The sequence below is a fragment of the Sinomonas atrocyanea genome, assembly GCF_030811715.1.
Lineage (GTDB): Bacteria > Actinomycetota > Actinomycetes > Actinomycetales > Micrococcaceae > Sinomonas > Sinomonas atrocyanea_A.
Genome location: NZ_JAUSRH010000002.1, coordinates 506,441 through 526,846 on the forward strand (window position 1 = coordinate 506,441; position 20,406 = coordinate 526,846).

19 protein-coding genes are annotated in these 20,406 nt (G+C 72.2%); 15 read left to right on the plus strand and 4 right to left on the minus strand.

Annotated elements, in window-relative coordinates:
• Positions 1 to 47: 47 nt before the first annotated feature.
• The 4 genes from J2W21_RS05155 (at position 48) to J2W21_RS05170 (ending at position 4,650) form a co-directional block, all read left to right on the plus strand.
• Entirely contained in the window at positions 48 to 2,942 is a 2,895-nt protein-coding gene (locus J2W21_RS05155) for an FtsK/SpoIIIE family DNA translocase (RefSeq protein WP_307113426.1), read from the plus strand.
• 9 nt (positions 2,943 to 2,951) lie between these two features.
• Complete coding sequence (gene pgsA / locus J2W21_RS05160; RefSeq protein WP_307113427.1) at positions 2,952 to 3,545, plus strand: CDP-diacylglycerol--glycerol-3-phosphate 3-phosphatidyltransferase; 594 nt, start codon at positions 2,952 to 2,954, stop codon at positions 3,543 to 3,545.
• A 4-nt stretch (positions 3,546 to 3,549) separates the two neighbouring features.
• Complete coding sequence (locus J2W21_RS05165; RefSeq protein WP_373423064.1) at positions 3,550 to 4,077, plus strand: CinA family protein; 528 nt, start codon at positions 3,550 to 3,552, stop codon at positions 4,075 to 4,077.
• Positions 4,078 to 4,224: 147 nt separating this feature from the next.
• The gene (locus tag J2W21_RS05170; protein ID WP_066497267.1) at positions 4,225 to 4,650 is read left to right on the plus strand and encodes a helix-turn-helix domain-containing protein; all 426 of its coding nucleotides are present in this window, start codon (positions 4,225 to 4,227) and stop codon (positions 4,648 to 4,650) included.
• A 115-nt stretch (positions 4,651 to 4,765) separates the two neighbouring features.
• Here the strand turns inward: J2W21_RS05170 and J2W21_RS05175 are convergent, their stop codons facing one another.
• Positions 4,766 to 5,230 (minus strand): MarR family winged helix-turn-helix transcriptional regulator, encoded by a 465-nt coding sequence (locus tag J2W21_RS05175; protein WP_307113428.1) that lies wholly within the window; start codon positions 5,228 to 5,230, stop codon positions 4,766 to 4,768.
• 69 nt (positions 5,231 to 5,299) lie between these two features.
• Between J2W21_RS05175 and J2W21_RS05180 the strand changes: the two genes are divergently transcribed.
• From J2W21_RS05180 to dapF, 7 genes are all read left to right on the plus strand, one after another.
• Positions 5,300 to 5,521: a DUF3046 domain-containing protein gene (locus tag J2W21_RS05180; protein WP_307113429.1), complete on the plus strand. Its 222-nt coding sequence runs from the start codon at positions 5,300 to 5,302 to the stop codon at positions 5,519 to 5,521.
• Between the two features lie 216 nt (positions 5,522 to 5,737).
• Positions 5,738 to 6,790 (plus strand): recombinase RecA, encoded by a 1,053-nt coding sequence (gene recA, locus J2W21_RS05185; protein ID WP_066497272.1) that lies wholly within the window; start codon positions 5,738 to 5,740, stop codon positions 6,788 to 6,790.
• A gap of 4 nt (positions 6,791 to 6,794) precedes the next feature.
• On the plus strand, positions 6,795 to 7,346 hold the full coding sequence (locus J2W21_RS05190) for a regulatory protein RecX (RefSeq protein ID WP_307113430.1): 552 nt from the start codon (positions 6,795 to 6,797) through the stop codon (positions 7,344 to 7,346).
• Positions 7,347 to 7,484: 138 nt separating this feature from the next.
• Complete coding sequence (locus J2W21_RS05195; protein WP_307113431.1) at positions 7,485 to 8,822, plus strand: lytic transglycosylase domain-containing protein; 1,338 nt, start codon at positions 7,485 to 7,487, stop codon at positions 8,820 to 8,822.
• A 97-nt stretch (positions 8,823 to 8,919) separates the two neighbouring features.
• Positions 8,920 to 10,452: a tRNA (N6-isopentenyl adenosine(37)-C2)-methylthiotransferase MiaB gene (miaB, locus tag J2W21_RS05200; protein WP_307113432.1), complete on the plus strand. Its 1,533-nt coding sequence runs from the start codon at positions 8,920 to 8,922 to the stop codon at positions 10,450 to 10,452.
• A 71-nt stretch (positions 10,453 to 10,523) separates the two neighbouring features.
• Positions 10,524 to 11,567 (plus strand): tRNA (adenosine(37)-N6)-dimethylallyltransferase MiaA, encoded by a 1,044-nt coding sequence (gene miaA / locus J2W21_RS05205; protein WP_307113504.1) that lies wholly within the window; start codon positions 10,524 to 10,526, stop codon positions 11,565 to 11,567.
• A 10-nt stretch (positions 11,568 to 11,577) separates the two neighbouring features.
• A complete protein-coding gene (gene dapF, locus J2W21_RS05210) occupies positions 11,578 to 12,519 on the plus strand; it encodes a diaminopimelate epimerase (RefSeq protein WP_307113433.1) in 942 nt (313 codons plus the stop codon).
• 5 nt (positions 12,520 to 12,524) lie between these two features.
• Here dapF and J2W21_RS05215 read toward each other — a convergent pair whose 3' ends face one another.
• Both J2W21_RS05215 and J2W21_RS05220 read right to left on the minus strand, forming a co-directional pair.
• On the minus strand, positions 12,525 to 13,067 hold the full coding sequence (locus J2W21_RS05215; RefSeq protein ID WP_307113434.1) for a DUF488 domain-containing protein: 543 nt from the start codon (positions 13,065 to 13,067) through the stop codon (positions 12,525 to 12,527).
• A gap of 11 nt (positions 13,068 to 13,078) precedes the next feature.
• The gene (locus tag J2W21_RS05220; protein ID WP_307113435.1) at positions 13,079 to 13,690 is read right to left on the minus strand and encodes a class I SAM-dependent methyltransferase; all 612 of its coding nucleotides are present in this window, start codon (positions 13,688 to 13,690) and stop codon (positions 13,079 to 13,081) included.
• Between the two features lie 330 nt (positions 13,691 to 14,020).
• Between J2W21_RS05220 and hflX the strand changes: the two genes are divergently transcribed.
• Positions 14,021 to 15,628 (plus strand): GTPase HflX, encoded by a 1,608-nt coding sequence (gene hflX / locus J2W21_RS05225; protein WP_307113436.1) that lies wholly within the window; start codon positions 14,021 to 14,023, stop codon positions 15,626 to 15,628.
• A complete protein-coding gene (locus J2W21_RS05230; RefSeq protein ID WP_307113437.1) occupies positions 15,621 to 17,705 on the plus strand; it encodes an ATP-dependent DNA helicase in 2,085 nt (694 codons plus the stop codon). The genes hflX and J2W21_RS05230 overlap by 8 nt, the downstream gene beginning before the upstream one ends.
• An 8-nt stretch (positions 17,706 to 17,713) precedes the next feature.
• Here J2W21_RS05230 and lexA read toward each other — a convergent pair whose 3' ends face one another.
• Positions 17,714 to 18,421, minus strand: coding sequence for a transcriptional repressor LexA (gene lexA, locus J2W21_RS05235; protein WP_066497283.1), 708 nt, complete (start codon positions 18,419 to 18,421; stop codon positions 17,714 to 17,716).
• 357 nt (positions 18,422 to 18,778) lie between these two features.
• On the opposite strand from lexA, the gene J2W21_RS05240 reads away from it, so the two are divergent.
• Both J2W21_RS05240 and J2W21_RS05245 read left to right on the plus strand, forming a co-directional pair.
• Positions 18,779 to 19,150: a LysM peptidoglycan-binding domain-containing protein gene (locus J2W21_RS05240; RefSeq protein WP_307113438.1), complete on the plus strand. Its 372-nt coding sequence runs from the start codon at positions 18,779 to 18,781 to the stop codon at positions 19,148 to 19,150.
• Positions 19,151 to 19,239: 89 nt separating this feature from the next.
• Complete coding sequence (locus J2W21_RS05245; RefSeq protein ID WP_307113439.1) at positions 19,240 to 20,361, plus strand: histidinol-phosphate transaminase; 1,122 nt, start codon at positions 19,240 to 19,242, stop codon at positions 20,359 to 20,361.
• The last annotated feature ends 45 nt before the right edge of the window (positions 20,362 to 20,406 follow it).

The following is a 20,406-nucleotide window of genomic DNA, read 5'->3' on the forward strand; positions in this document are numbered from 1 at the left end:
CGTGGAAATCCGCGGGAGCGGCGGCCTTTCGCGGTACCGTGGCGAATATGGCGACTCGTACCTCTTCCACGCCAAAGGCCGGCACGTCCAAGACCAGACCCACCCGGACCACGGCGCCCGCGGCACGGGGGCGGTCGGGCGCGGGCGCGTCCCGGGCCAAGGCATCAGGCAAGGGGGGCACGTCGCCACGTGGCGTGACCGCGACGGACTCGGGGCAGCCGTGGGCGGCGCGCCTCATCGGCGGAACGTGGGGCGCCCTCGCACGCACCGTCGGCGGAGGCGTGCGCCGCATCGGGACCGATGTCAGCGACATCGACCCCGAGGAGCGCCGCGACGGCGCCGCGCTGTTCAACCTGGTCCTCGCCGTCTTCATCGCGACCTTCGCATGGTGGGGCTGGAAGGGCTGGTTCCCGGACGCGGTCTACGCGGTCGTCAACGGTACGTTCGGCTGGGTCTCGCTCCTGCTGCCGCTCATGCTCGCCGTGTGCGCGTTCCGGCTGTTCCGCAAGCCCGCCGACCACCGCGGCAACAACCGGGTCGGCATCGGCTTCCTGGTCATGACGTTCGCCGCCACCGGGATCGCCGATGTCCTCGGGGGGCTGCCCTCCGCCGCCGCGGGCTTCGACGGGCTCCGGGCTGCCGGGGGCATGCTCGGCTTCCTCGCCGCATCCCTCCTCGCGGCCGTCCACCCCGCCATCCCGGTCATCGTCTACTCGGCGCTCGCGTTCGTCTCGGTCCTCATCGTCACGGCCACGCCGTTCGCCGCGATCCCGCGCCGGATCCGCGCTGCCTGGGAGCACCTCATGGGCCTCGACCTGACGCCCGAGGAGCAGGACGAGCACGACCGCAGCTACCTGTACGACTCGGAGCGACGCGCCAAGGAGGCCGCCCGCGAGCGCCGCACGAAGAAGCGGCGGCTGTTCGGCAAGGACGGCGAGGACGCGCCCGAGCCCGGTGACGGCTTCGCCGGAGACGAGCCCTACGAGCGCGCCGTCGTCGACGATCCCGACGCGACTGACGCGACGGCGGGCCCAGCAGCAGGCCGGTCCCAGGCGGAGGCCGCCATCCAGAAGATCCGTGCGGCCCAGGGCCGCGGCAGCGAGCAGGGCGCGGACGGCAAGCCCGTGGAGGGTGCCACCGAGGCCATCCCGACGGTCGGGCTGCCGACCCCGAACGCGGCCCCGGCCGTCCACGTCCCCTCCACACCGGTGGCGCCAGCGCCGCCGCCCACCCCCATTCCCCAGCGCACCGAGCAGCTCCAGCTCTCGGGTGACGTCGCCTACACGCTGCCGTCCTCGGACTTCCTCGTCCAGGGCTCGGCACCGAAGGAGCGGACCGAGGCCAACGACGCGGTCGTCGCGGCGCTGACCAGCACGCTCACCCAGTTCAATGTGGACGCCGAGGTCACGGGCTTCTCCCGCGGTCCCACGGTGACCCGCTATGAGATCGAGCTCGCGCCGGGCACCAAGGTGGAGAAGGTCACGGCGCTGTCGAAGAACATCGCCTACGCCGTCGCGAGCTCCGACGTGCGCATCCTGAGCCCGATCCCCGGCAAGAGCGCCATCGGCATCGAGATCCCCAACACCGACCGCGAGACCGTGTCCCTCGGCGACGTCCTGCGGAGCCAGAACGCGCGCCGGACTGACCACCCCATGGTGATGGGCGTGGGCAAGGACGTCGAGGGCGGATTCGTCGTCGCGAACCTCGCCAAGATGCCGCACCTGCTCGTCGCCGGCGCGACCGGCGCGGGAAAGTCCTCGTTCGTGAATTCGATGATCACCTCGATCCTTATGCGCTCGACGCCGGACGAGGTGCGCATGGTGATGGTCGACCCGAAGCGTGTGGAGCTCACGGCGTACGAGGGCGTCCCGCACCTCATCACCCCGATCATCACGAATCCCAAGAAGGCCGCCGAGGCCCTCCAATGGGTGGTCCGCGAGATGGACGCCCGCTACGACGACCTGGCCAACTACGGGTTCAAGCACATCGACGACTTCAACAAGGCCGTCCGGGCGGGCAAGGTCGTCCCCCCGCCGGGCTCCGAGCGGAAGATCCGCGCCTACCCGTACCTGCTCGTCATCGTGGACGAGCTCGCGGACCTCATGATGGTCGCCCCCCGGGACGTCGAGGACTCCATCGTGCGCATCACCCAGCTCGCGCGCGCCGCGGGCATCCACCTTGTCCTCGCGACCCAGCGCCCCTCGGTCGATGTCGTCACAGGCCTCATCAAGGCCAACGTGCCCTCGCGCATGGCGTTCGCGACCTCCTCGGTCACCGACTCCCGCGTGGTCCTCGACCAGCCCGGCGCCGAGAAGCTGATCGGCCAGGGCGACGCGCTGTTCCTGCCGATGGGCGCCTCGAAGCCCATGCGCGTCCAGGGCGCCTGGGTCTCCGAGTCGGAGATCCACAAGGTGGTCGAGCACGTGAAGGGCCAGCTCCAGGTCACCTACCGCAACGACGTGGCCGCGGAGCCGGAGAAGAAGCAGATCGACGAGGAGATCGGGGACGACCTCGAGGTGCTGCTGCAGGCCACCGAACTCGTGGTCACGACCCAGTTCGGGTCGACGTCGATGCTCCAGCGCAAGCTGCGGGTCGGGTTCGCGAAGGCGGGCCGGCTCATGGACCTGCTCGAGAGCCGCGGCGTGGTCGGGCCGTCCGAGGGCTCCAAGGCACGCGACGTCCTCGTCAAGCCCGATGACCTGCCGGCCGTCCTGGCCGCGCTGCGCGGCCAGGACGCGCCGTCGTCGGCGTCCAGCGCGGCCGACGAGGCACTCGCCGACAACGCCAGCGCCAACCACCATCTGGGCCAGTACGAGAACGACTCGCCCTACGCTGAGGACGTCGTGGCCAGGGACCTGGACGCGCGGCCGCAGGCGGTCGACTACCACGACGGTGACGACGACGAGGGCGGCGAAGACGCGTGGTCGCTGACCGGACGCTAGGCTGAGACGGTGACCACCTCGCCGTCGGCGTCCCCCTCCCAGCTCTGGAATCTCCCGAACATCCTCACGATGGCGCGGATCGTCCTCGTGCCGTTCTTCATCTGGTCGCTCCTGGCCGACGGCTCCGCGCACGGGCCGCTGCGCTGGGTGGCCTTCGCCCTCTTCGCCGTCGCGATCTACACCGACCAGCTCGACGGCTCGATCGCGCGCCGGCGCAACCTCATCACCGACTTCGGCAAGATCGCCGACCCGATCGCGGACAAGCTCCTGACCGGGGCGGCGCTGGTCCTGCTCTCGGTGCTGGCGGAGCTGCCCTGGTGGATCACGGTGCTGATCCTCCTGCGCGAGTGGGGCATCACCGCCCTGCGCTTCGTCGTGATCCGCTACGGCGTCATGCCGGCCTCGCGCGGGGGCAAGCTCAAGACCGTGCTCCAGACGGTGGCGATCCTGCTCTACCTCTTCCCGCTGACCCCCGGGCTCGCCGTGCTCTCGGCCGTCGCCTTCTGGGTGATGCTCCTGGCCCTTGCCGTGACCGTGGTCACCGGAGCCGACTACGTCCTCAAGGCCGCGCGGCTGCGGGCGGCCGCGCAGAAGGAGCAGTGAGCCGGTGCCCGCGGACCATGCCCGGGGCGTGACAGCGCGCGAGGTGGTGGAGGAGTTCATCGCCCGCGGGGCCACCGCCGCCACCGCCGAGTCGCTCACCGCGGGGCTCGTCGCGGCCTCCCTCGCGGACGTCCCCGGCGCGTCCGGGATGCTGCGGGGCGGCGTCGTGAGCTACGCGAGCGAGGTCAAGGCGGGGGTGCTCGGTGTCTCACCGGAACTGCTCGCGCGGGCCGGGTCGGTCGACGCCGAAGTGGCCCGGCAGATGGCCGACGGCGCCAGACGGGTCTGCGGCGCGGACTACGGGGTGGCGACGACGGGCGCGGCGGGCCCCGAGCCGCATGACGGGAAGCCGGTCGGCACAGTGTTCGTCGGGGTCTCGGGGCCGGGCGGCTCGGCCGTGCGCGCCTACACGTTCGATGGCGACCGTGCCGCGATCCGCCGTGCAGCGACCGAGGCGGCGCTGGCCGTCCTCCTCGAAGCGCTCCGGCACTCCGGCCGCAGACCCGGCCCCGAAACTGGGAGCGAGCTGTGAATTGGTTCGATGCGGCGCGCGGCGGGGAACAATGCAGGTGTCTTCAGAGTTGTGGATAGTGTCGTCAAGCGATGGCGGCACCACTAGGATGAGTCACACGGAGCCCCGACTGTCGGGGAGCCCCAGCCAAGGAGCGCATCGATACACATGGTTAAGCAGCCCGTATCCGTCAACGGCGTAGTGCGCTGGCGTGATGTGGGATTGGCCGACATCGGTAAGCAGGAACAGAAGGAGCGCAAGATGGTTGTTCTGCGTCATGAGATTGGAGACGTCCTGCGGGACGTCCGCCAGCGCCAGGGCCGTACGCTCCGTGAAGTCTCGCACAACGCGCGTGTATCGCTCGGGTACCTGAGCGAGGTGGAGCGCGGCCAGAAGGAAGCCTCCTCAGAGCTGCTGTCGTCGATCTGCTCCGCACTGGACGTCCCGCTCTCGGTCATGCTGCGAGAGGTCAGCGACCGGGTAGCCGTCGCGGAGGGCATCACCATTCCGGACACGGTGCCCCAGGAGTTCGCCCAGCGGTACGGGCGGGACATGAACACGGATTTCGACGCCGAACTGACCCAGGTCAGCTGACGTCATCAGCAGGGGGAGGGCCGGGCGCCGGGCGCCCGGCCCTTCGTCGTGTCCTGGGCTTCCGGGGGTCCAGGGGTGCTGGCCGCGTGAGGTGCGCAGCGTCGCCGGGGACCAGTCAGGCGCGGGGCGCCAGATCCTCGTTGAGCCGGTGCAGGTAGCGGGCGAGTTCGGCCAGTTCGCCCGTGTTCCACGCGGCGAGGCGCTCGGCGAAGTACTCGTGCCTGCGGGCCCTCAGGTCCTCGACATGGCTGCGGCCGGCCGGGGTGAGGGCCACGTGCTGGGCGCGGCGGTCGTGGGGATCGGCCTCCTTGGCCACGAGTCCGATCTCCTCGAGGAGCGCGATCTGGCGGCTCACGGTGGGCTTGCCCACGCCGACCGTCGCCGCGAGGTCGGTGACCCGTCGGGGCCCTTCACCGTGGAGGATCGTCAGCAGCCCGTAGGCGGCCGGGTCGAGCTCGGGATGGAGGTCCTTCGACAGGCCGAGGGACGCGGCGCGCCCGCGCCGCCAGAACAGGCCGAGCTGCTGCTCGACGTCGACCAGGGCGGCGTCGAACCCGGCGGAGGCAGGCGGAGAAGGCATGCCACCATCTTAGGTGCGCCGGTGCTGGCGTCGCGTGGCCGGCACCGGCGGGTGGAGGAGAATGGACCAGTGAGGAACAGCGATTTCTGGCGGCTCATGGAAGACGAATTCGGCAGCGGGTACGCCCATGTCCTGGCCTCGTCCGCAGTGCTCGCCGCCGTCGGCGGCCGTACTGCAGAGGAGGCGCTCAAGGCCGGCGTCCACCCCCGCGCCGTGTGGCTCGCCGTCTGCGACCTGCAGGATGTGCCCGCAGAGCGCCGGCTCGGCAAGGACCGCCCGCTCAAGGACTGATGACCGGATCCACGACACGCCGCGCAGGATTCGAAGATGTGTTCGGGAGAGGGGTAATGTCCTCCACAGAAGATTCCACGCGCGGCGGCGCGGCGAGATGTGCACATAGCAGGGTCGACGCGCTCGACTGTCGGTGGGCATCGGTAGCGTGAGCGGCATGGAGGAGCGGCGGGCAGGACAGGGCACTGCCGCGAACGACCAGACCCGGAGGTAGACATGGCAGCAGGAACGCCAGAGCGCCAGAAGGCACTCGAGGCAGCGCTCGCGCAGATCGACAAGCAGTTCGGCAAGGGGTCGATCATGCGCCTCGGGGACGATACCCGCGCCCCGATCGAGGTCATCCCGACCGGCTCGATCGCGCTCGACGTCGCCCTCGGAATCGGCGGCCTTCCGCGTGGGCGCGTCGTCGAGATCTACGGCCCGGAGTCCTCGGGCAAGACGACGGTCGCGCTCCACGCCGTCGCCAACGCGCAGCGGAACGGGGGCATCGCAGCCTTCATCGACGCCGAGCATGCCCTGGATCCGGAGTATGCGGCCAAGCTCGGCGTCGACACCGACGCGCTGCTCGTCTCGCAGCCGGACACCGGCGAGCAGGCGCTCGAGATCATGGACATGCTCGTCGGCTCGGGCTCCCTCGACATCATCGTCATCGACTCCGTCGCCGCGCTCGTGCCGCGCGCCGAAATCGAGGGCGAGATGGGCGACAGCCACGTCGGCCTCCAGGCCCGCCTCATGAGCCAGGCGCTGCGCAAGGTCACCGGCCGCCTCAACCAGACGAAGACCACCGCGATCTTCATCAACCAGCTCCGCGAGAAGATCGGCGTGTTCTTCGGGTCCCCCGAGACGACCACGGGTGGAAAGGCGCTCAAGTTCTACGCGTCCGTCCGCATCGACGTCCGCCGGATCCAGACGCTCAAGGAGGGCGCGGACTCCGTGGGCAACCGGACCAAGGCCAAGATCGTCAAGAACAAGATGGCTCCGCCCTTCAAGCAGGCCGAGTTCGACATCATCTACGGCCAGGGCATCTCCCGCGAGGGCGGCATCATCGACATGGGCGTGGAGCACGGCATCATCAAGAAGTCCGGCTCCTGGTTCACCTACGATGGCGACCAGCTCGGCCAGGGCATGGAGAACTCCCGTCGGTTCCTGCGCGACAACCCCGAACTCGCCGCGGAGCTCGAGCGCCTCATCAAGGAGAAGCTCGGCGTCGGCGTGAAGCCCGAGTCGGGCGAGGAGCAGCCGCGCCTGAAGGCTGTCGACGGCGAGTAGGCGCATGGCGGCCCGCAGCGGACGTCCTGTACCTCCGCAGGCGGAGCAGGATCCCGAGCCCGACCCGGAGTCGGTGGCCCGGGCGATCCTGCTCCGTCAGTTGACCCTCGGCCCCCGCAGCCGGCTGCAGCTCGAGCGGAAGCTGCGCGAGCGCAATGTCCCGGACGGTCTCGCGGAGAGGCTCCTGGACCGCTTCGAGGAAGTGGGCCTCGTGGACGACGCGGAGTTCGCCCGCCTCTGGGTTCGCAGCCGCGGCGAGACGAAGTCGCTCGGCAGGGCGGCCCTCCGGCGGGAACTCGGCGAGAAGGGGATCACGGGCGATGCCGCGGAGGACGCGCTCGGTGAGCTCTCGCCGGAGGCGGAGGAGGGGGCGGCGCGTCGCCTGCTCGCCCGCCGGGTCCGGCCCTTCGACCCGGACGACCCTGCGGCGCGGGACAAGGAGCTGAGGCGTCTGGTGGCAATGCTCGCCCGCAAAGGCCACGCTCCCGGCGCCGCCTTCAGGATCGCCGCGGAGGTCCTCGAGGGCACGGGGGAGGCCGAGCACGGGGAGGGCTGACGTCGCGCGGGCGGAGGCCGTGGAAGCCGGCATGGGTAGGCGGCCGCCCGTTCCCGAACGCCCGCGGCGTGTCTGTGTGATTGCTGAGAATCCTGTGACTAGAGTGACAAACGGGATTCCTGCGGTATCGTCTGACGCGTGCGATCAGAACGAGGTGCCCTCGCAGGCGGCCGCGTGCGTGCCGCCCGGGGCGCGCTCGTCCTTGCGCTCTGCCTGACCTCCGTCGTGCCGGCGGCGGCGCCGAGTGCGACGGCCGACGACAACACGCCTCCTTCGGGCTACCCGACGTGGGCGGACGTCCAGGCCGCCAAGGCGAATGTCGACTCCGCGAAGGCAGAGAGCGACCGGATCGCGTCCCTGCTGACCACCGTCGAGTCCAGCGCCGCCGATGCCTCGGCCAAGGCCGTGTCCGCCGGCGCCGCCTATGCCAAGGCCGCACAGGCCGTCAAGGACCAGGAGCAGGTGGTCGCCGCCCTCGAGCAGGAGTCGGCCAAACGGGCGTCGGAGCGGGACGCCGCCCAGCGCACCGCCGGGCAGTTCGCCGCCGACTCCTACATGGGCGGCTCGCCGAGCGATCCCATCGAGACCCTTTCCGTGCTGGGGCAGCAGGACGGGATCGGCCGCCTCCAGACCCTGCAGGTTCTCGGCGACCAGGCGGCGCAGGCCGTCACGGACTACCGCGTGGCGGCCAACGCTGCGACCGCCGCCGAGGAGAAGTCGCGCGCGGCCAAAGATGCCCTGGCCGACCTCGCTGCGACCGCGGCCCAGCAGCTCAGCGCCGCCCAGGACGCCCAGAAGCAGGCCGAGGACATGGTCTCCCAGACACAACAGCACGAGAACACGCTGCTCGCCCAGCTCGCCGACCTGAAGGGGACCTCGGCGAACGTCGAACGCGGCTACCGCGAGGGCCAGGCTGCGCAGGCCGCCTACGAGGCAGCCCAGGAGGCCAAACGCCGCGCCGCCGAGCAGGCTGCCCTCGAGGCCCAGCGCCGGGCCGCTGCCGAGGCCGCTGCCCAGCGGGCGCAGCAGCAGGCCCAGCAGGCAGCCCAGCAGCAGGCCCTCCAGCGGCAGAGCGCCGCAGCGGCCCAGCAGCCTGCCCCAGCCCCCGCGCCGGTGGTGATCCCGCCCCCGCCCCCGCCCGTCGTCAGCCCGGGGGTCGGCGTCGCGGACGACCCCGCCGGCGCGCAGGCCTTCGCCTCCAGCCAGCTCGGCGGGTACGGCTGGGGCGGCGGCGAGTACGGCTGCCTCGTCAACCTCTGGACCAAGGAGTCCAGCTGGATGACGGATGCAACCAACCCCTCGAGCGGCGCCTACGGCATCGCGCAGGCGCTGCCGCCGTCCAAGTACTCCACCGCGGGCAGCGACTGGCTCACCAGCTACCAGACCCAGATCACGTGGGGACTCGGGTACATCAGGGACCGCTACGGCTCACCTTGCGGCGCCTGGGCCCACGAGGTCGCCGACAACTGGTACTGACGCCCTGGCCGCGCGCCCGGCCCCAGCCCCGGCCCCGCCCCCGGCATCGGCTGGGCGGCATGCGGAGCTGCCGGGCTGCTGCCGGTACCCTTGTCGGGTGAGTTCCACCCTGCCCGCCCCGACGGCCCAGCCCGTCAGCACGGCCGCGCCGCGCTCCTACGAAGTGCGCACCTTCGGCTGTCAGATGAACGTCCACGATTCCGAGCGCATGTCCGGCCTCCTCGAGGCCGCCGGCTACACCAAGGCAGCTGAGGGCTCCGAGCCGGACGTGGTCGTCTTCAACACCTGCGCGGTCCGCGAGAACGCGGACAACAGGCTCTACGGCCACCTCGGGCAGCTGCGCCCGGTCAAGGAGCGGCACCCGGGCATGCAGATCGCCGTCGGCGGCTGCCTCGCCCAGAAGGACCGCGACACGATCCTGGCCAAGGCGCCGTGGGTCGACGCCGTCTTCGGCACCCACAACGTCGGCGCGCTCCCCGCGCTGCTCGAGCGGGCGCGCCACAACGACGAGGCCCAGCTGGAGATCCTCGAATCGCTCGAGGTGTTCCCCTCGACCCTGCCGACCAAGCGCGACTCGGCGTACAGCGGGTGGGTCTCCATCTCGGTCGGCTGCAACAACACGTGCACGTTCTGCATCGTCCCGAGCCTGCGCGGCAAGGAGCGCGACCGCCGTCCCGGCGAGATCCTGGCCGAGGTCCAGACCCTGGTGGACGACGGCGCGATCGAGGTCACCCTCCTGGGCCAGAACGTCAACTCCTACGGGGTCGAGTTCGGCGACCGGCTCGCCTTCGGCAAGCTCCTGAGGGCGTGCGGCCAGATCGAGGGCCTCGAGCGCGTGCGCTTCACGAGCCCGCACCCCGCGGCCTTCACGGACGACGTCATCGACGCGATGGCGGAGACGCCCAATGTGATGCCGCAGCTGCACATGCCGCTCCAGTCGGGCTCCGACCGGATCCTGCGCGAGATGCGCCGCTCGTACCGCAGCGCGAAGTTCCTCGGCATCCTCGAGAAGGTCCGCGAGCGCATCCCGCACGCGGCCATCACCACCGACATCATCGTGGGCTTCCCGGGGGAGACCGAGGAGGACTTCCGGGCGACCCTCGACGTCGTGGAGCGCTCCCGCTTCTCGAGCGCCTTCACCTTCCAGTACTCCCAGCGCCCCGGGACGCCGGCCGCGACCATGGCGGACCAGCTGCCCAAGGCCGTGGTCCAGGAGCGCTACGAGCGGCTCATCGCGCTCCAGGACAGGATCGCCGCCGAGGAGAACGCGGCCCAGGTGGGCCGCACGATCGAGGTCATGGCCACAGCGCAGGCCGGACGCAAGGCGGGGGAAACCCACCGCCTCTCCGGGCGTGCGCGGGACAACCGCCTCGTCCACTTCTCCGTCCCCGACGGCGCGCCCGCCCCCCGGCCGGGGGACTTGGTGACCGTGACCGTGACCGAGGCCGCCGCGTTCCACCTCATCGCGGACCCCGCCGGCCCGGCCGACTACTCGCTGCGCCGCTCGCGCGCCGGCGACGCGTGGGACCGGGCCCAGGCGGACTCCTGCGGCGTGCCCTCGCCGGGTGCCGGGTCCACGTCCCGCGGCGTGAGCCTCGGGATGCCGACGCTGCCCGTCCGCGGCGCATAGCCCCCGTGGGCCACACCGCACCGGGCGAGCAGGCGGGTCCCGCGGACGACGCCGGCCGCCCACCCGCCGTGGTGCCCCCACCGGAGGCGTCGCCCGCCGTCGTCCCCGCTGGCCTCCCCGCTCCGGCGCCGCCGGTCATCGCGGTCGTGGGGCCGACCGGCTCAGGCAAGTCGGACCTCGCCGTCGAGCTTGCGCTCGCCCTGGGCGGCGAGGTCGTCAACGCCGACGCGCTGCAGTTCTACCGCGGCATGGACATCGGCACCGCCAAGGCCACGCCCGAGGAGCGCCGCGGCGTCCCGCACCACCTCCTCGACGTGCTCGAGGTCACCGAGGAGGCCTCGGTCTCCCGCTTCCAGGGCTGGGCCCGCGCCGCCATCGCCGACATCCACGCGCGCGGCCGGCGCGCCATCCTCGCGGGCGGCTCCGGCCTGTACGTGCGCGCCGCGCTCGACGTCCTCGAGTTCCCAGGCACAGACCCGGCGGTGCGCGCCCGACTCGAGGCCGAGGCGCACGAGCACGGCCTCGGGCCGCTGCGCGAGCGGCTGCGCCGCGTCGACCCCGTCTCAGCGGGACGGCTGGGGGACGCGCGGCGGGTGATCCGCGCCCTCGAGGTGCACGAGCTCACCGGCCGGCCCTTCAGCTCCTTCATGCCCGAGCGCGAGTACGCCGCCCCGGCCGTCCAGATCGGCCTCGACCTCGACCGGGCCGCGCTGCACCGGCGCCTCGCCGCCCGCGTCCACCGCATGGTCGACGCCGGCCTGGCCGCCGAGGTCGCCCGGCTCGCCGCCGCGGGGCTCCGCGAGGGCCGCACCGCCTCGCGCGCTCTGGGCTACGGCCAGTTCCTCGCGGTCCTCGACGGGGCCTCGAGCACCGAGCAGGCCACGGAGCAGACCATCGTCGCCACACGGCAGTTCGCGCGCCGGCAGATCACCTGGTTCCGCGCCGACCCGCGGGTGCACTGGCTCGACGCGCAGGCGCCGGACCTGCTCGGGCGGGCGCTCGCCGTCGTCAGGGAGGCCGACGCCGCCTGGGCAGCGCCGTTACCCTCCGCAGCGACGTGCCCCTCCTCGGCGCCCGGGACGGCTCCCGGCGCAGGGCCCGGGGCGGCCCGGTAGGCTTGACCGCATGACCGTTCCGGCGACCTCGGCCCCCCACGTCCTCGCCTCCCTCGCAGGCCTTCCCTTCGCCAAGGGGCACGGCACCGGCAACGACTTCGTGCTCGTTGCCGATCCCGACGGCGCGCTGCACCTCGGCGAGGCCGAGGCGGCCGCGCTCTGCGACCGGCACCAGGGCCTCGGCGCCGACGGCCTCATCCGCGCCATCCGCTCGCGCCGCCTGCCCGAGGGCGAGGCCGTCCTCGCCCAGGAGCCGGACGCCGAGTGGTTCATGGACTACCGCAACGCTGACGGATCCCTCTCGGAGATGTGCGGCAACGGCGTGCGCGTCTTCGTGGCCTTCCTGCTCGATGCCGGCCTCGTCCAGCTCGCGCCCGGCGAGGTCCTGCCCATCGGGACGCGGGCCGGCGTGAAGCGCGTGGAGCGGCGAGAGGACGGCTTCGCCGTCGACATGGGCCCGTGGGCGTTCATCCATCCCGATCGTGCGGCCGCCGACGCGAGCGATGCGACCGTGACGGCCGTAGGCCTCGACGTCGCCCGGCCCGGCCTGAGCGTGAGCATGGGCAACCCGCACACCGTGGTGGCGCTCGCCGAACCGGGCGAGCTCGCCGGCCTCGGCCTCCACACGGCCCCGCTCGTCGATCCCATGCCGCCGCACGGGACCAACGTCGAGTTCGTGGTGCCCTCTGACCCGCTCGTGGCCTCGGGCGTGGGGAGCATCACCATGCGCGTGCACGAGCGCGGAGTGGGCGAGACGCAGTCCTGCGGCACCGGGGCGTGCGCGGCTGCGGTCGCCATCCGGCACTGGGCCGGTGCGGGCGCCCCCGACCGGTGGGCGGTCGCCGTCCCGGGCGGCACCGTCGGGGTGGCCTTCGTGCCGGGCACCGACGGGCGCGAGCACGTCGAGCTCTCCGGCCCCGCCGTCATCGTGGCGCACGGCACCCTCGCCTGAGGGGGTCAGCCTGCGCCGTTCCCCTCCGCGGGCGGGTAGGTGATGCCGCCGTCCGCGTCGACCCGGGCGAACGGTGTGAGCCGGGCCCGCTCCTCGGACGTGGGCGAGATGAGGTGCACCACCTCGACGCCGGCCACGAGGAGAGCGTCGGTGATGAGCCTGCGGTGGCAGCGCCACGGCACGGCCTCGCTGCACATGATGGCGGGGACGCCCTGCTCGGCCAGGCCGATGAGTTCCGCGAGGCCCTCGTGGAAGGCACTGCCGGCCATGTAGTCGGCGTAGTCGCGGAAGCCCTTGACCCGCCACCCGCCGTTCGGCGTCGGGGTGCCGGCCGGCGTGTGCCGGCGGCCGCCGAGTGCCGGCAGCCACTGGTAGCCGAGCCCGGCGGGGAGGCCTTCGCGGACCGCGTCCTGGTTCCACTGGGGATTCTTCCTCGACGCGGGGAACGAGCGTACGTCCACCAGCTGCGTCACCCCGTGGGGGAGCAGCATCGCCACGAGCTGCTCGAGCTGCCGGGTCGAATGGCCGATGGTGAAGACTTCCGTCACGGGCGCGCCCCCTATCGGCGGCGGGTGAGGCGCAGCACGCGGAAGCCCTTCGACGTCGCCGGCCGCGCGACGTCGTACGCGTCGCCGAGCTCCTCGGCGAGCCAGCGCGCGAGCGAGTCCGCGCCGAGGTTCTTCTGCACCACGAGCCACGCCTCGCCGCCCACCTCGAGCCGGGGCAGCCAGGTGCGCAGCAGCTCGTGCAGGGCGTCCTTGCCGATGCGGATGGGCGGGTTGGACCAGATGGTCGCGAAGCGGATGGCTGGGTCGACGTCGCCCGGGAGCTCCGCCGCGACGTTCGCGAGCCCGAGCAGGCCGGCGTTCTCGGCGGTCAGGGACAGGCTGCGGGTGTTGACGTCGACAGCGTGGACCCGGGCCGCGGGGGAGCGCAGGGCCATCGTGAGGGCGATCGGGCCCCAGCCGCAGCCGATGTCGAGCAGGTCGCCTTCCGGGGCCGGGTCGGGGGCCTCGGCCAGGAGCACCGCCGTGCCCTTGTCGATGCCGTCCGGGCTGAAGATGCCCGCCGAGGTCCGCAGGGTCACCTCGCGCCCCTCCAGGACGACGGCGAGCGGCCGGCGCACGTCCGGGATGCCCGGGTCGGCGTTGAAGTAATGAGCCTGGTCCATGGGAATCGAGCCTAGTGCGAATCCGCCCGCGGGCGTGAGCCGCGCGCCCGCGGTGTACCGCGGAGGGCTCCGCGCATCCCGTATACTTGGTCCATGCGCCTGTTCAAGTGACCCGATGACGCCTCGTGCTGCCCCCTGATGGGCGAGCAGCCGACGCTTCCGGGCAGATCCCCGAGCCGATGACCATCCCGGCCGGACCATGAACAGAGACATCCAAGGAGCAGCGTGCTACCCGAGCACCCTCTCGGCGCTTTTCCACAGCGCATCACGCCTCGCAGTGGCGCCGCCGCGCGCCCGCACTATTCTGGAACTGCATCCTCGAAGGAGACCATGACCGACGAACAGCACACCACGGGTTCGTCCCGTGCGGCAGGGGGCAGCAACGCGCCCCAGGACCTCAGCCCGGCCGACATCCAGGCGGTGATCGACAGGATCCTCGCCAAGGAGGAGGCCGCGACCGCCAAGGGCGCCCGCGCCGACCAGGACACCGAGGCCCCGCGCAGGGCCTTCGGCGACCGACGGGCGCTGGCCATCTCCGACGTCGAGACCGAGCACGGCGACTACGACGGCGACCAGCAGGACCTCGCCGAGCGGCGCGCGCTGCGCAGGGTCGCGGGCCTCTCGACCGAGCTCGAGGACGTCACCGAGGTCGAGTACCGGCAGCTGCGCCTCGAGCGCGTGGTGCTCGCCGGCCTCTGGTCCGAGGGCACGCTCGAAGATGCGGAGAACTCCCTCCGCGAGCTGGCGGCGCTCGCCGAGACCGCCGGCTCCGAGGTGCTCGACGGCGTGGTCCAGCGCCGCCAGAAGCCCGATGCGGGGACGTTCCTCGGTTCGGGCAAGGCGCTCGAGCTGCGCGACATCGTCGCCGCGACCGGGGCCGACACGGTGGTCGTGGACTCGGAGCTCTCCCCGTCCCAGCGCCGCGGGCTGGAGGACATCGTCAAGGTCAAGGTCATCGACCGGACCGCGCTCATCCTCGATATCTTCGCCCAGCACGCCAAGAGCCGCGAGGGCAAGGCCCAGGTGGAGCTGGCGCAGCTCGAGTACCTGCTCCCGCGCCTGCGCGGCTGGGGTGAGTCGATGTCCCGGCAGGCCGGCGGCCGCGTCGGCGCCGCCGGCGGCGGCATCGGCTCCCGCGGCCCGGGCGAGACCAAGATCGAGCTCGACCGGCGGCGCATCCGCACCCGCATGGCCAAGCTGCGCCGCGAGATCGCGGGCATGAAGCCGGCCCGCGAGACCAAGAGGGCCAACCGCAGGCGCAACGAGGTCCCCTCGGTCGCGATCGCCGGCTACACGAACGCCGGCAAGTCCTCGCTGCTCAACCGGCTCACCGACGCGGGCGTGCTCGTGCAGAACGCGCTGTTCGCAACCCTCGACCCGACCGTGCGCCGGGCCGAGACTCCGGACGGCCTGCCGTACACGCTCGCGGACACGGTCGGATTCGTCCGCTCGCTGCCCACGCAGCTCGTGGAGGCCTTCCGCTCGACCCTTGAGGAAGTCGCGGACGCCGACCTGATCCTCCACGTGGTGGACGCCTCGCACCCGGACCCCGAGGGCCAGATCGCCGCCGTGCGCGCCGTCCTCGCGGACGTCGACGCCCGGAAGGTTCCCGAGATCATCGTCCTGAACAAGGCCGATGCAGCGGACCCGTTCGTCCTCGAGCGGCTCCGGCAGCGCGAGCCGCGCCACGTCGTGGTCTCGGCCCGGACGGGGCAGGGCATCACGGAGCTCAAGGAGGCCATCAGCGACGCGATCCCGCGCCCGGACGTGGCCCTGACGATCCTCGTGCCCTACAGCCGCGGCGACATCCTCAACCGGCTGCACACCTCGAGCGCGGAGATCCACTCGCTCGAGCATGTCGAGGCGGGCACGCGCGTCGAGGTCGTGGTGCGGAAGGAGTTCGCGGCGGAGCTCGAGCCGTTCGTCGTCCATGACTGATCCCGTCCACACCGCAGCGCACGACGGCGGGGGCGCGCCCGCCGTCGTGCGCTCCCCGTCCGCCGGCTCGGGAGACGAACGCGAGGCCCTCGGGCTCCTGGACGCGGCGGTCGCCGCGATGGGCGGCCAGCAGCGCGACGGCCAGCACGAGATGGCCCGCCAGGTCGCCCGGGCGATCGCCGACGGCCAGCACCTCCTCGTCCAGGCGGGCACCGGCACCGGGAAGTCGCTCGCGTACCTCGTGCCGCTCATCGCCCATGCGCAGGCCAGCGAGCGGCCGGCCGTCGTCGCGACCGCGACGCTCGCCCTCCAGGCCCAGATCGTGGGGCGCGACCTGCCCCGCCTCCTCGAGGCAGTCACGCCGCACCTGGACAGGCCGGTCGACGTGGCCCTCGTGAAGGGCCGCTCGAACTACCTGTGCCGGCACAAGCTCGAGGGCGGGTTCCCCACCGACGAGCCCGCCGAGGGGCAGCTGTTCTCCCTCGGCGAGGGCGCGGTCGCCCACCCGGGCGCCGGGCCGGCGACGCAGCTCGGCCGCGAAGTGCAGCGGCTGCGGGAGTGGGCCGAGGAGACCGAGACCGGAGACCGCGACGACCTCGTGCCGGGCGTGACCGACCGTGCATGGCGGCAGGTGTCCGTCACCGCGCTCGAGTGCATCGGCGCCCAGAAATGCCCCTTCGCCGCCGAATGCTTCAGCGAGCTCGCCCGCCAGCGCGGTGCGGAGGCCGACATCGTCGTGACCAACCACGCGATGCTCGCCATCAACGCCTTCGAGGGCCTGAACGTCCTGCCCGAGTACGACGTGGTGGTCGTGGACGAGGCCCACGAGCTTGCCGACAGGGTCACCGGGGCCGTGAGCGCCCAGCTGTCCGGGCAGATGATCCAGGCCGCCGCCTCGAGCGCGCGCAGGCACTGCACCATCTCCGTCGAGGCGCTCCAGGGCGCCGCGGCCGCCCTCGAGCTCTCGCTCACCTCGGCACCCACCGGCCTCCTCCCGCGGGGCCTGAACGAGGAGCAGTCGCAGAACGTCGCGCTCGTGCGGGACGCCTGCCGCGTCGCCCTCTCCGAGTCGAAGCCGGGGGAGGCGCAGGCCGCCGACGGCGCCCGCCAGGTCGCGCGGTCGCGGCTCATGGCCGTCCTCGAGGTCTGCGAGCGGCTCCTCGATGCCGAGGCCAACCGCGAGGTCGTGTGGGTGACCCGCATGGGCGCCCCGGACCCCGTCACCGGCTACTCGGCACCTGACGACGATGCGCCGGCCATGCTCCACATCGCGCCGCTGAGCATCGGCGGCAGGCTCCGCGACGGCCTCTTCGACGGGCACACCGTGGTGCTCACGAGCGCGACGCTCGCCATCGGCTCCGCCTTCGAGCCCACCGCCGGCGCCCTCGGCCTGCTCGGCCCGGGCGCACCCACCTGGACCGGGGTGGACGTGGGATCCCCGTTCGACTACCCGAAGCAGGGCATGCTGTACGTCGCCCGGCACCTCCCCAAGCCCGGCCGCGGCGTCTCGCCGGAGGCACTCGACGAGCTGGAGGCACTCCTTGTCGCCTCGCGCGGCGGGGCGCTGTGCCTGTTCTCCTCGCGCCGCGCCGCCGAGGAGGCCGCCGACGAGCTGCGGACGAGGCTCGAGACCACGATCCTGTGCCAGGGCGAGTCGTCCATGAGTGCGCTCGTGAAGCAGTTCGCAGCCGAGCCCGACACGTGCCTGTTCGGGACGATGTCCCTCTGGCAGGGCGTGGACGTCCCCGGGCAGTCGTGCAGGCTCGTCGTGATCGACCGGATCCCGTTCCCCCGCCCGGACGACCCGCTCATGTCCGCCCGCTCCCGGGCCGTCGCGCAGGCAGGGGGAAACGGCTTCATGAGCGTCTCAGCGACCCATGCTGCGGTGCGCCTCGCCCAGGGCGCCGGCCGGCTCATCCGCACGACGGCGGACCGCGGCGTGGTGGCCGTCCTCGACTCGCGCCTCGCCACGGAGCGCTACGGCGCCTTCCTGCGCGGGGCCCTGCCGCCGCTGTGGGGCACGACCGACCGCCGGGTGGTGCTGGACGCACTCGCGAGGCTCGCCCAGGCGGGCTGAGGCCGCCCTCAGACGGAGCGCAGCACCGAGACGACCTTGCCCATGACGGTCGCCTCGTCGCCCAGGATGGGCTCGTACCTGGTGTTCTGCGGCAGCAGCCAAGTGTGTCCATCCCGCTGCCGGAAGGTCTTGACCGTGGCTTCGTCGTCGAGCAGGGCCGCGACGATATCGCCGTTCTCGGCGCTGTTCTGCCGCCGGACCACGACCCAGTCGCCGTCGCAGATCGCCGCATCGATCATCGAGTCGCCCTTGACGCGGAGCATGAACAGCTCGCCGTAGCCCACGAGCTGGCGGGGGAGCGGCATGACGTCCTCGACGGCCTGGTCCGCGAGGATCGGGCCGCCGGCGGCGATGCGGCCGACAAGCGGCACCATGGCCGTGTCCGCCGCGGAGGCCATCGTCTCCAGCGTGGCCCCGCCGGCGCCGAGGAGCGCCGCGGCGCCCTCGCCGCTGACGCTGAGCTCGCCCTCGTCGAGCGTGAGCGGCATGAGCACTTCCATGGCACGCGGCCGCTTGGGGTCGCGCCGCAGGTAGCCGAGCTTCTCGAGCTGGGACAGCTGGTGCGTGACGCTCGAGAGGCTCGCGAGTCCGACCGTGTCGCCGATCTCGCGCATCGAGGGCGGGTACCCCTTGAGCTGTACCGAGCGCTGGATCGTCTCGAGGATCCTCTTCTGGCGCGCCGTCAGCCCTTTCGCCGCCTTCGTCCGTGGTGCCATGCCGTCCCTGTCCCTTCGCCGCCCGCGGGATTCCGCGGTCTGTGCCGACTCGGGACCAGGAATGTCGGACCCCCTCCGCACCATGGATCCATGGCCTCGAAGGAAGCAGCCGGTCCGATACTCGGGCCCGTGCCCCGTGCTGCTCCCACCGTAGGACAGTTCACTGCACCTTTCAAACACATGTTCGAGCGAGTCTGGACATGCTTCGCGAACAGGTGCTAAGAAGGATCACAAAAGTTCGAAGATGCATTCGAAAAATCTGCACACTCCGACTCCGGCCCTGCGCCGGATCTTCGAAAATGAGGTCGGAGGCCCCCGCGCTGCGGGAGGCCCGGGGTGGGCAGGGGAAGGCAGACCATGGCACACGCGATCCATCTCGGCACGCTCCCGGCGCCCCGCACGGCGCGGGCACCCCGTCCGGCGCTGCGCCTGACGCGACGGGGCCGGATCGTCCTCGTCGTCATCCCGCTGTTCCTGGCCACGCTGGCCCTGCTTGTCGCCTGGGCGGCGCTCACCGCGCCCGCCCAGGCCGCCGCCGAGCCCCTCACCGGCCCCGGCGGGACGGTGACGGTGACCGTGCAGCCCGGGGAGTCCCTGTGGACCATCGCCGCCCGGCGCGTGCCGAACCAGGACCCGCGGGTCACCATCAGCCAGATCCAGGACCTCAACGGGCTCACCGGCGTCCGGGTGCTCCCCGGCGAGCAGATCCTCGTCCCGGTCCTGCGCTAGCCCGCAGCCGCTCCGACGGGGCGTCACGAACGGCCCGTCGTGCCGCCGCCGAATGGGGCCGGCCGAGGGCGCTGGCGTAGGCTGGAGCGGTGGACGACCAGCTTCAACGACTCAACCGGCTCCCCCTCCGCGACGATCTCCGCGGCCAGCATCCGTACGGCGCGCCGCAGATCGACGTCCCCATCCAGCTCAACGTCAACGAGAACACCCACGGCGTCCCGCAGGATGTCCAGGACGCCATCGTCGAAGCCGTCCGCGGGGTTGTCGGGGGCCTGAACCGGTACCCGGACCGCGAGTTCACCCGGCTGCGAGAGTCCCTCGCCGAGTACCTCGGCCACGGCCTCGCTCCGGAGCAGCTCTGGGCAGCCAACGGCTCGAACGAGGTGCTGCAGCAGATCCTGCAGGCCTTCGGCGGCCCCGGGCGCTCGGCGCTCGGCTTCCCTCCCACCTACTCGATGTACCCGCTGCTTGCCGCCGGTACGGGCACGGCGTACTTGAAGGGCACACGCGAGGAGGACTTCGAGCTCACGGCCGCCTCGGCCGCGCGCCAGGTGCGCGCGCTCGCCCCCAACGTCGTCTTCCTGTGCTCGCCGAACAACCCGACCGGGACGGCACTCGGCCTCGACGTCGTGGAGGCCGTCTACGAGGCAGGCGAGGCGAGCCAGGCCATCGTGATCGTCGACGAGGCGTACGCCGAGTTCGCCCAGCTCGGCACGCAGAGCGCGCTCACGCTCCTGCCGGGGCGCCCTCGGCTGATCGTCACCCGCACCATGAGCAAGGCCTTCGCCCTCGCCGGCGCCCGGCTCGGCTACCTTGCCGCCGCCCCCGAGGTCATCGACGCCCTGCGGCTCGTCCGGCTGCCCTACCACCTCTCGGCCGTCACCCAGGCCACGGCGCTCGCCGCGCTCGGGCACCGCGCCTCCCTCATGGCCGAGGTCGAGGAGATCAAGCACCAGCGGGACCGCATCGTGAAGGAGCTCGAGCGGATGGGCCTCACCCCGGCGTCCTCCGACTCGAACTTCGTCTTCTTCACGGGCCTCGACGACCCGCAGAAGATCTGGCACGGCCTGCTCGAGGCCGGCGTGATCGTGCGGGACGTCGGGATCCCCGGCAGCCTCCGGGTCACCGCCGGCACCGAACGCGAGACGACCGCGTTCCTGACCCGGCTCGAGGAGCTCCTCGCCGCGGATGGGCGCCTGCCCGCCGCCTAGAATAGAGAAGCACCCCCCGCACACGCCTGATCGAAGGACACACAC

Excerpts from the sequence above, each read along its gene's own strand:
- J2W21_RS05155 (WP_307113426.1), top strand. The coding sequence starts at position 48 with ATGGCGACTCGTACCTCTTCCACGCCAAAGGCCGGCACGTCCAAGACC.
- J2W21_RS05170 (WP_066497267.1), top strand. The coding sequence starts at position 4,225 with ATGGTTAAGCAGCCCGTATCCGTCAACGGCGTAGTGCGCTGGCGTGAT.
- J2W21_RS05175 (WP_307113428.1), bottom strand. The coding sequence starts at position 5,230 with ATGCCTTCTCCGCCTGCCTCCGCCGGGTTCGACGCCGCCCTGGTCGAC.
- recA (WP_066497272.1), top strand. The coding sequence starts at position 5,738 with ATGGCAGCAGGAACGCCAGAGCGCCAGAAGGCACTCGAGGCAGCGCTC.
- J2W21_RS05190 (WP_307113430.1), top strand. The coding sequence starts at position 6,795 with ATGGCGGCCCGCAGCGGACGTCCTGTACCTCCGCAGGCGGAGCAGGAT.
- dapF (WP_307113433.1), top strand. The coding sequence starts at position 11,578 with ATGACCGTTCCGGCGACCTCGGCCCCCCACGTCCTCGCCTCCCTCGCA.
- J2W21_RS05220 (WP_307113435.1), bottom strand. The coding sequence starts at position 13,690 with ATGGACCAGGCTCATTACTTCAACGCCGACCCGGGCATCCCGGACGTG.
- hflX (WP_307113436.1), top strand. The coding sequence starts at position 14,021 with ATGACCGACGAACAGCACACCACGGGTTCGTCCCGTGCGGCAGGGGGC.
- J2W21_RS05230 (WP_307113437.1), top strand. The coding sequence starts at position 15,621 with ATGACTGATCCCGTCCACACCGCAGCGCACGACGGCGGGGGCGCGCCC.
- lexA (WP_066497283.1), bottom strand. The coding sequence starts at position 18,421 with ATGGCACCACGGACGAAGGCGGCGAAAGGGCTGACGGCGCGCCAGAAG.
- J2W21_RS05240 (WP_307113438.1), top strand. The coding sequence starts at position 18,779 with ATGGCACACGCGATCCATCTCGGCACGCTCCCGGCGCCCCGCACGGCG.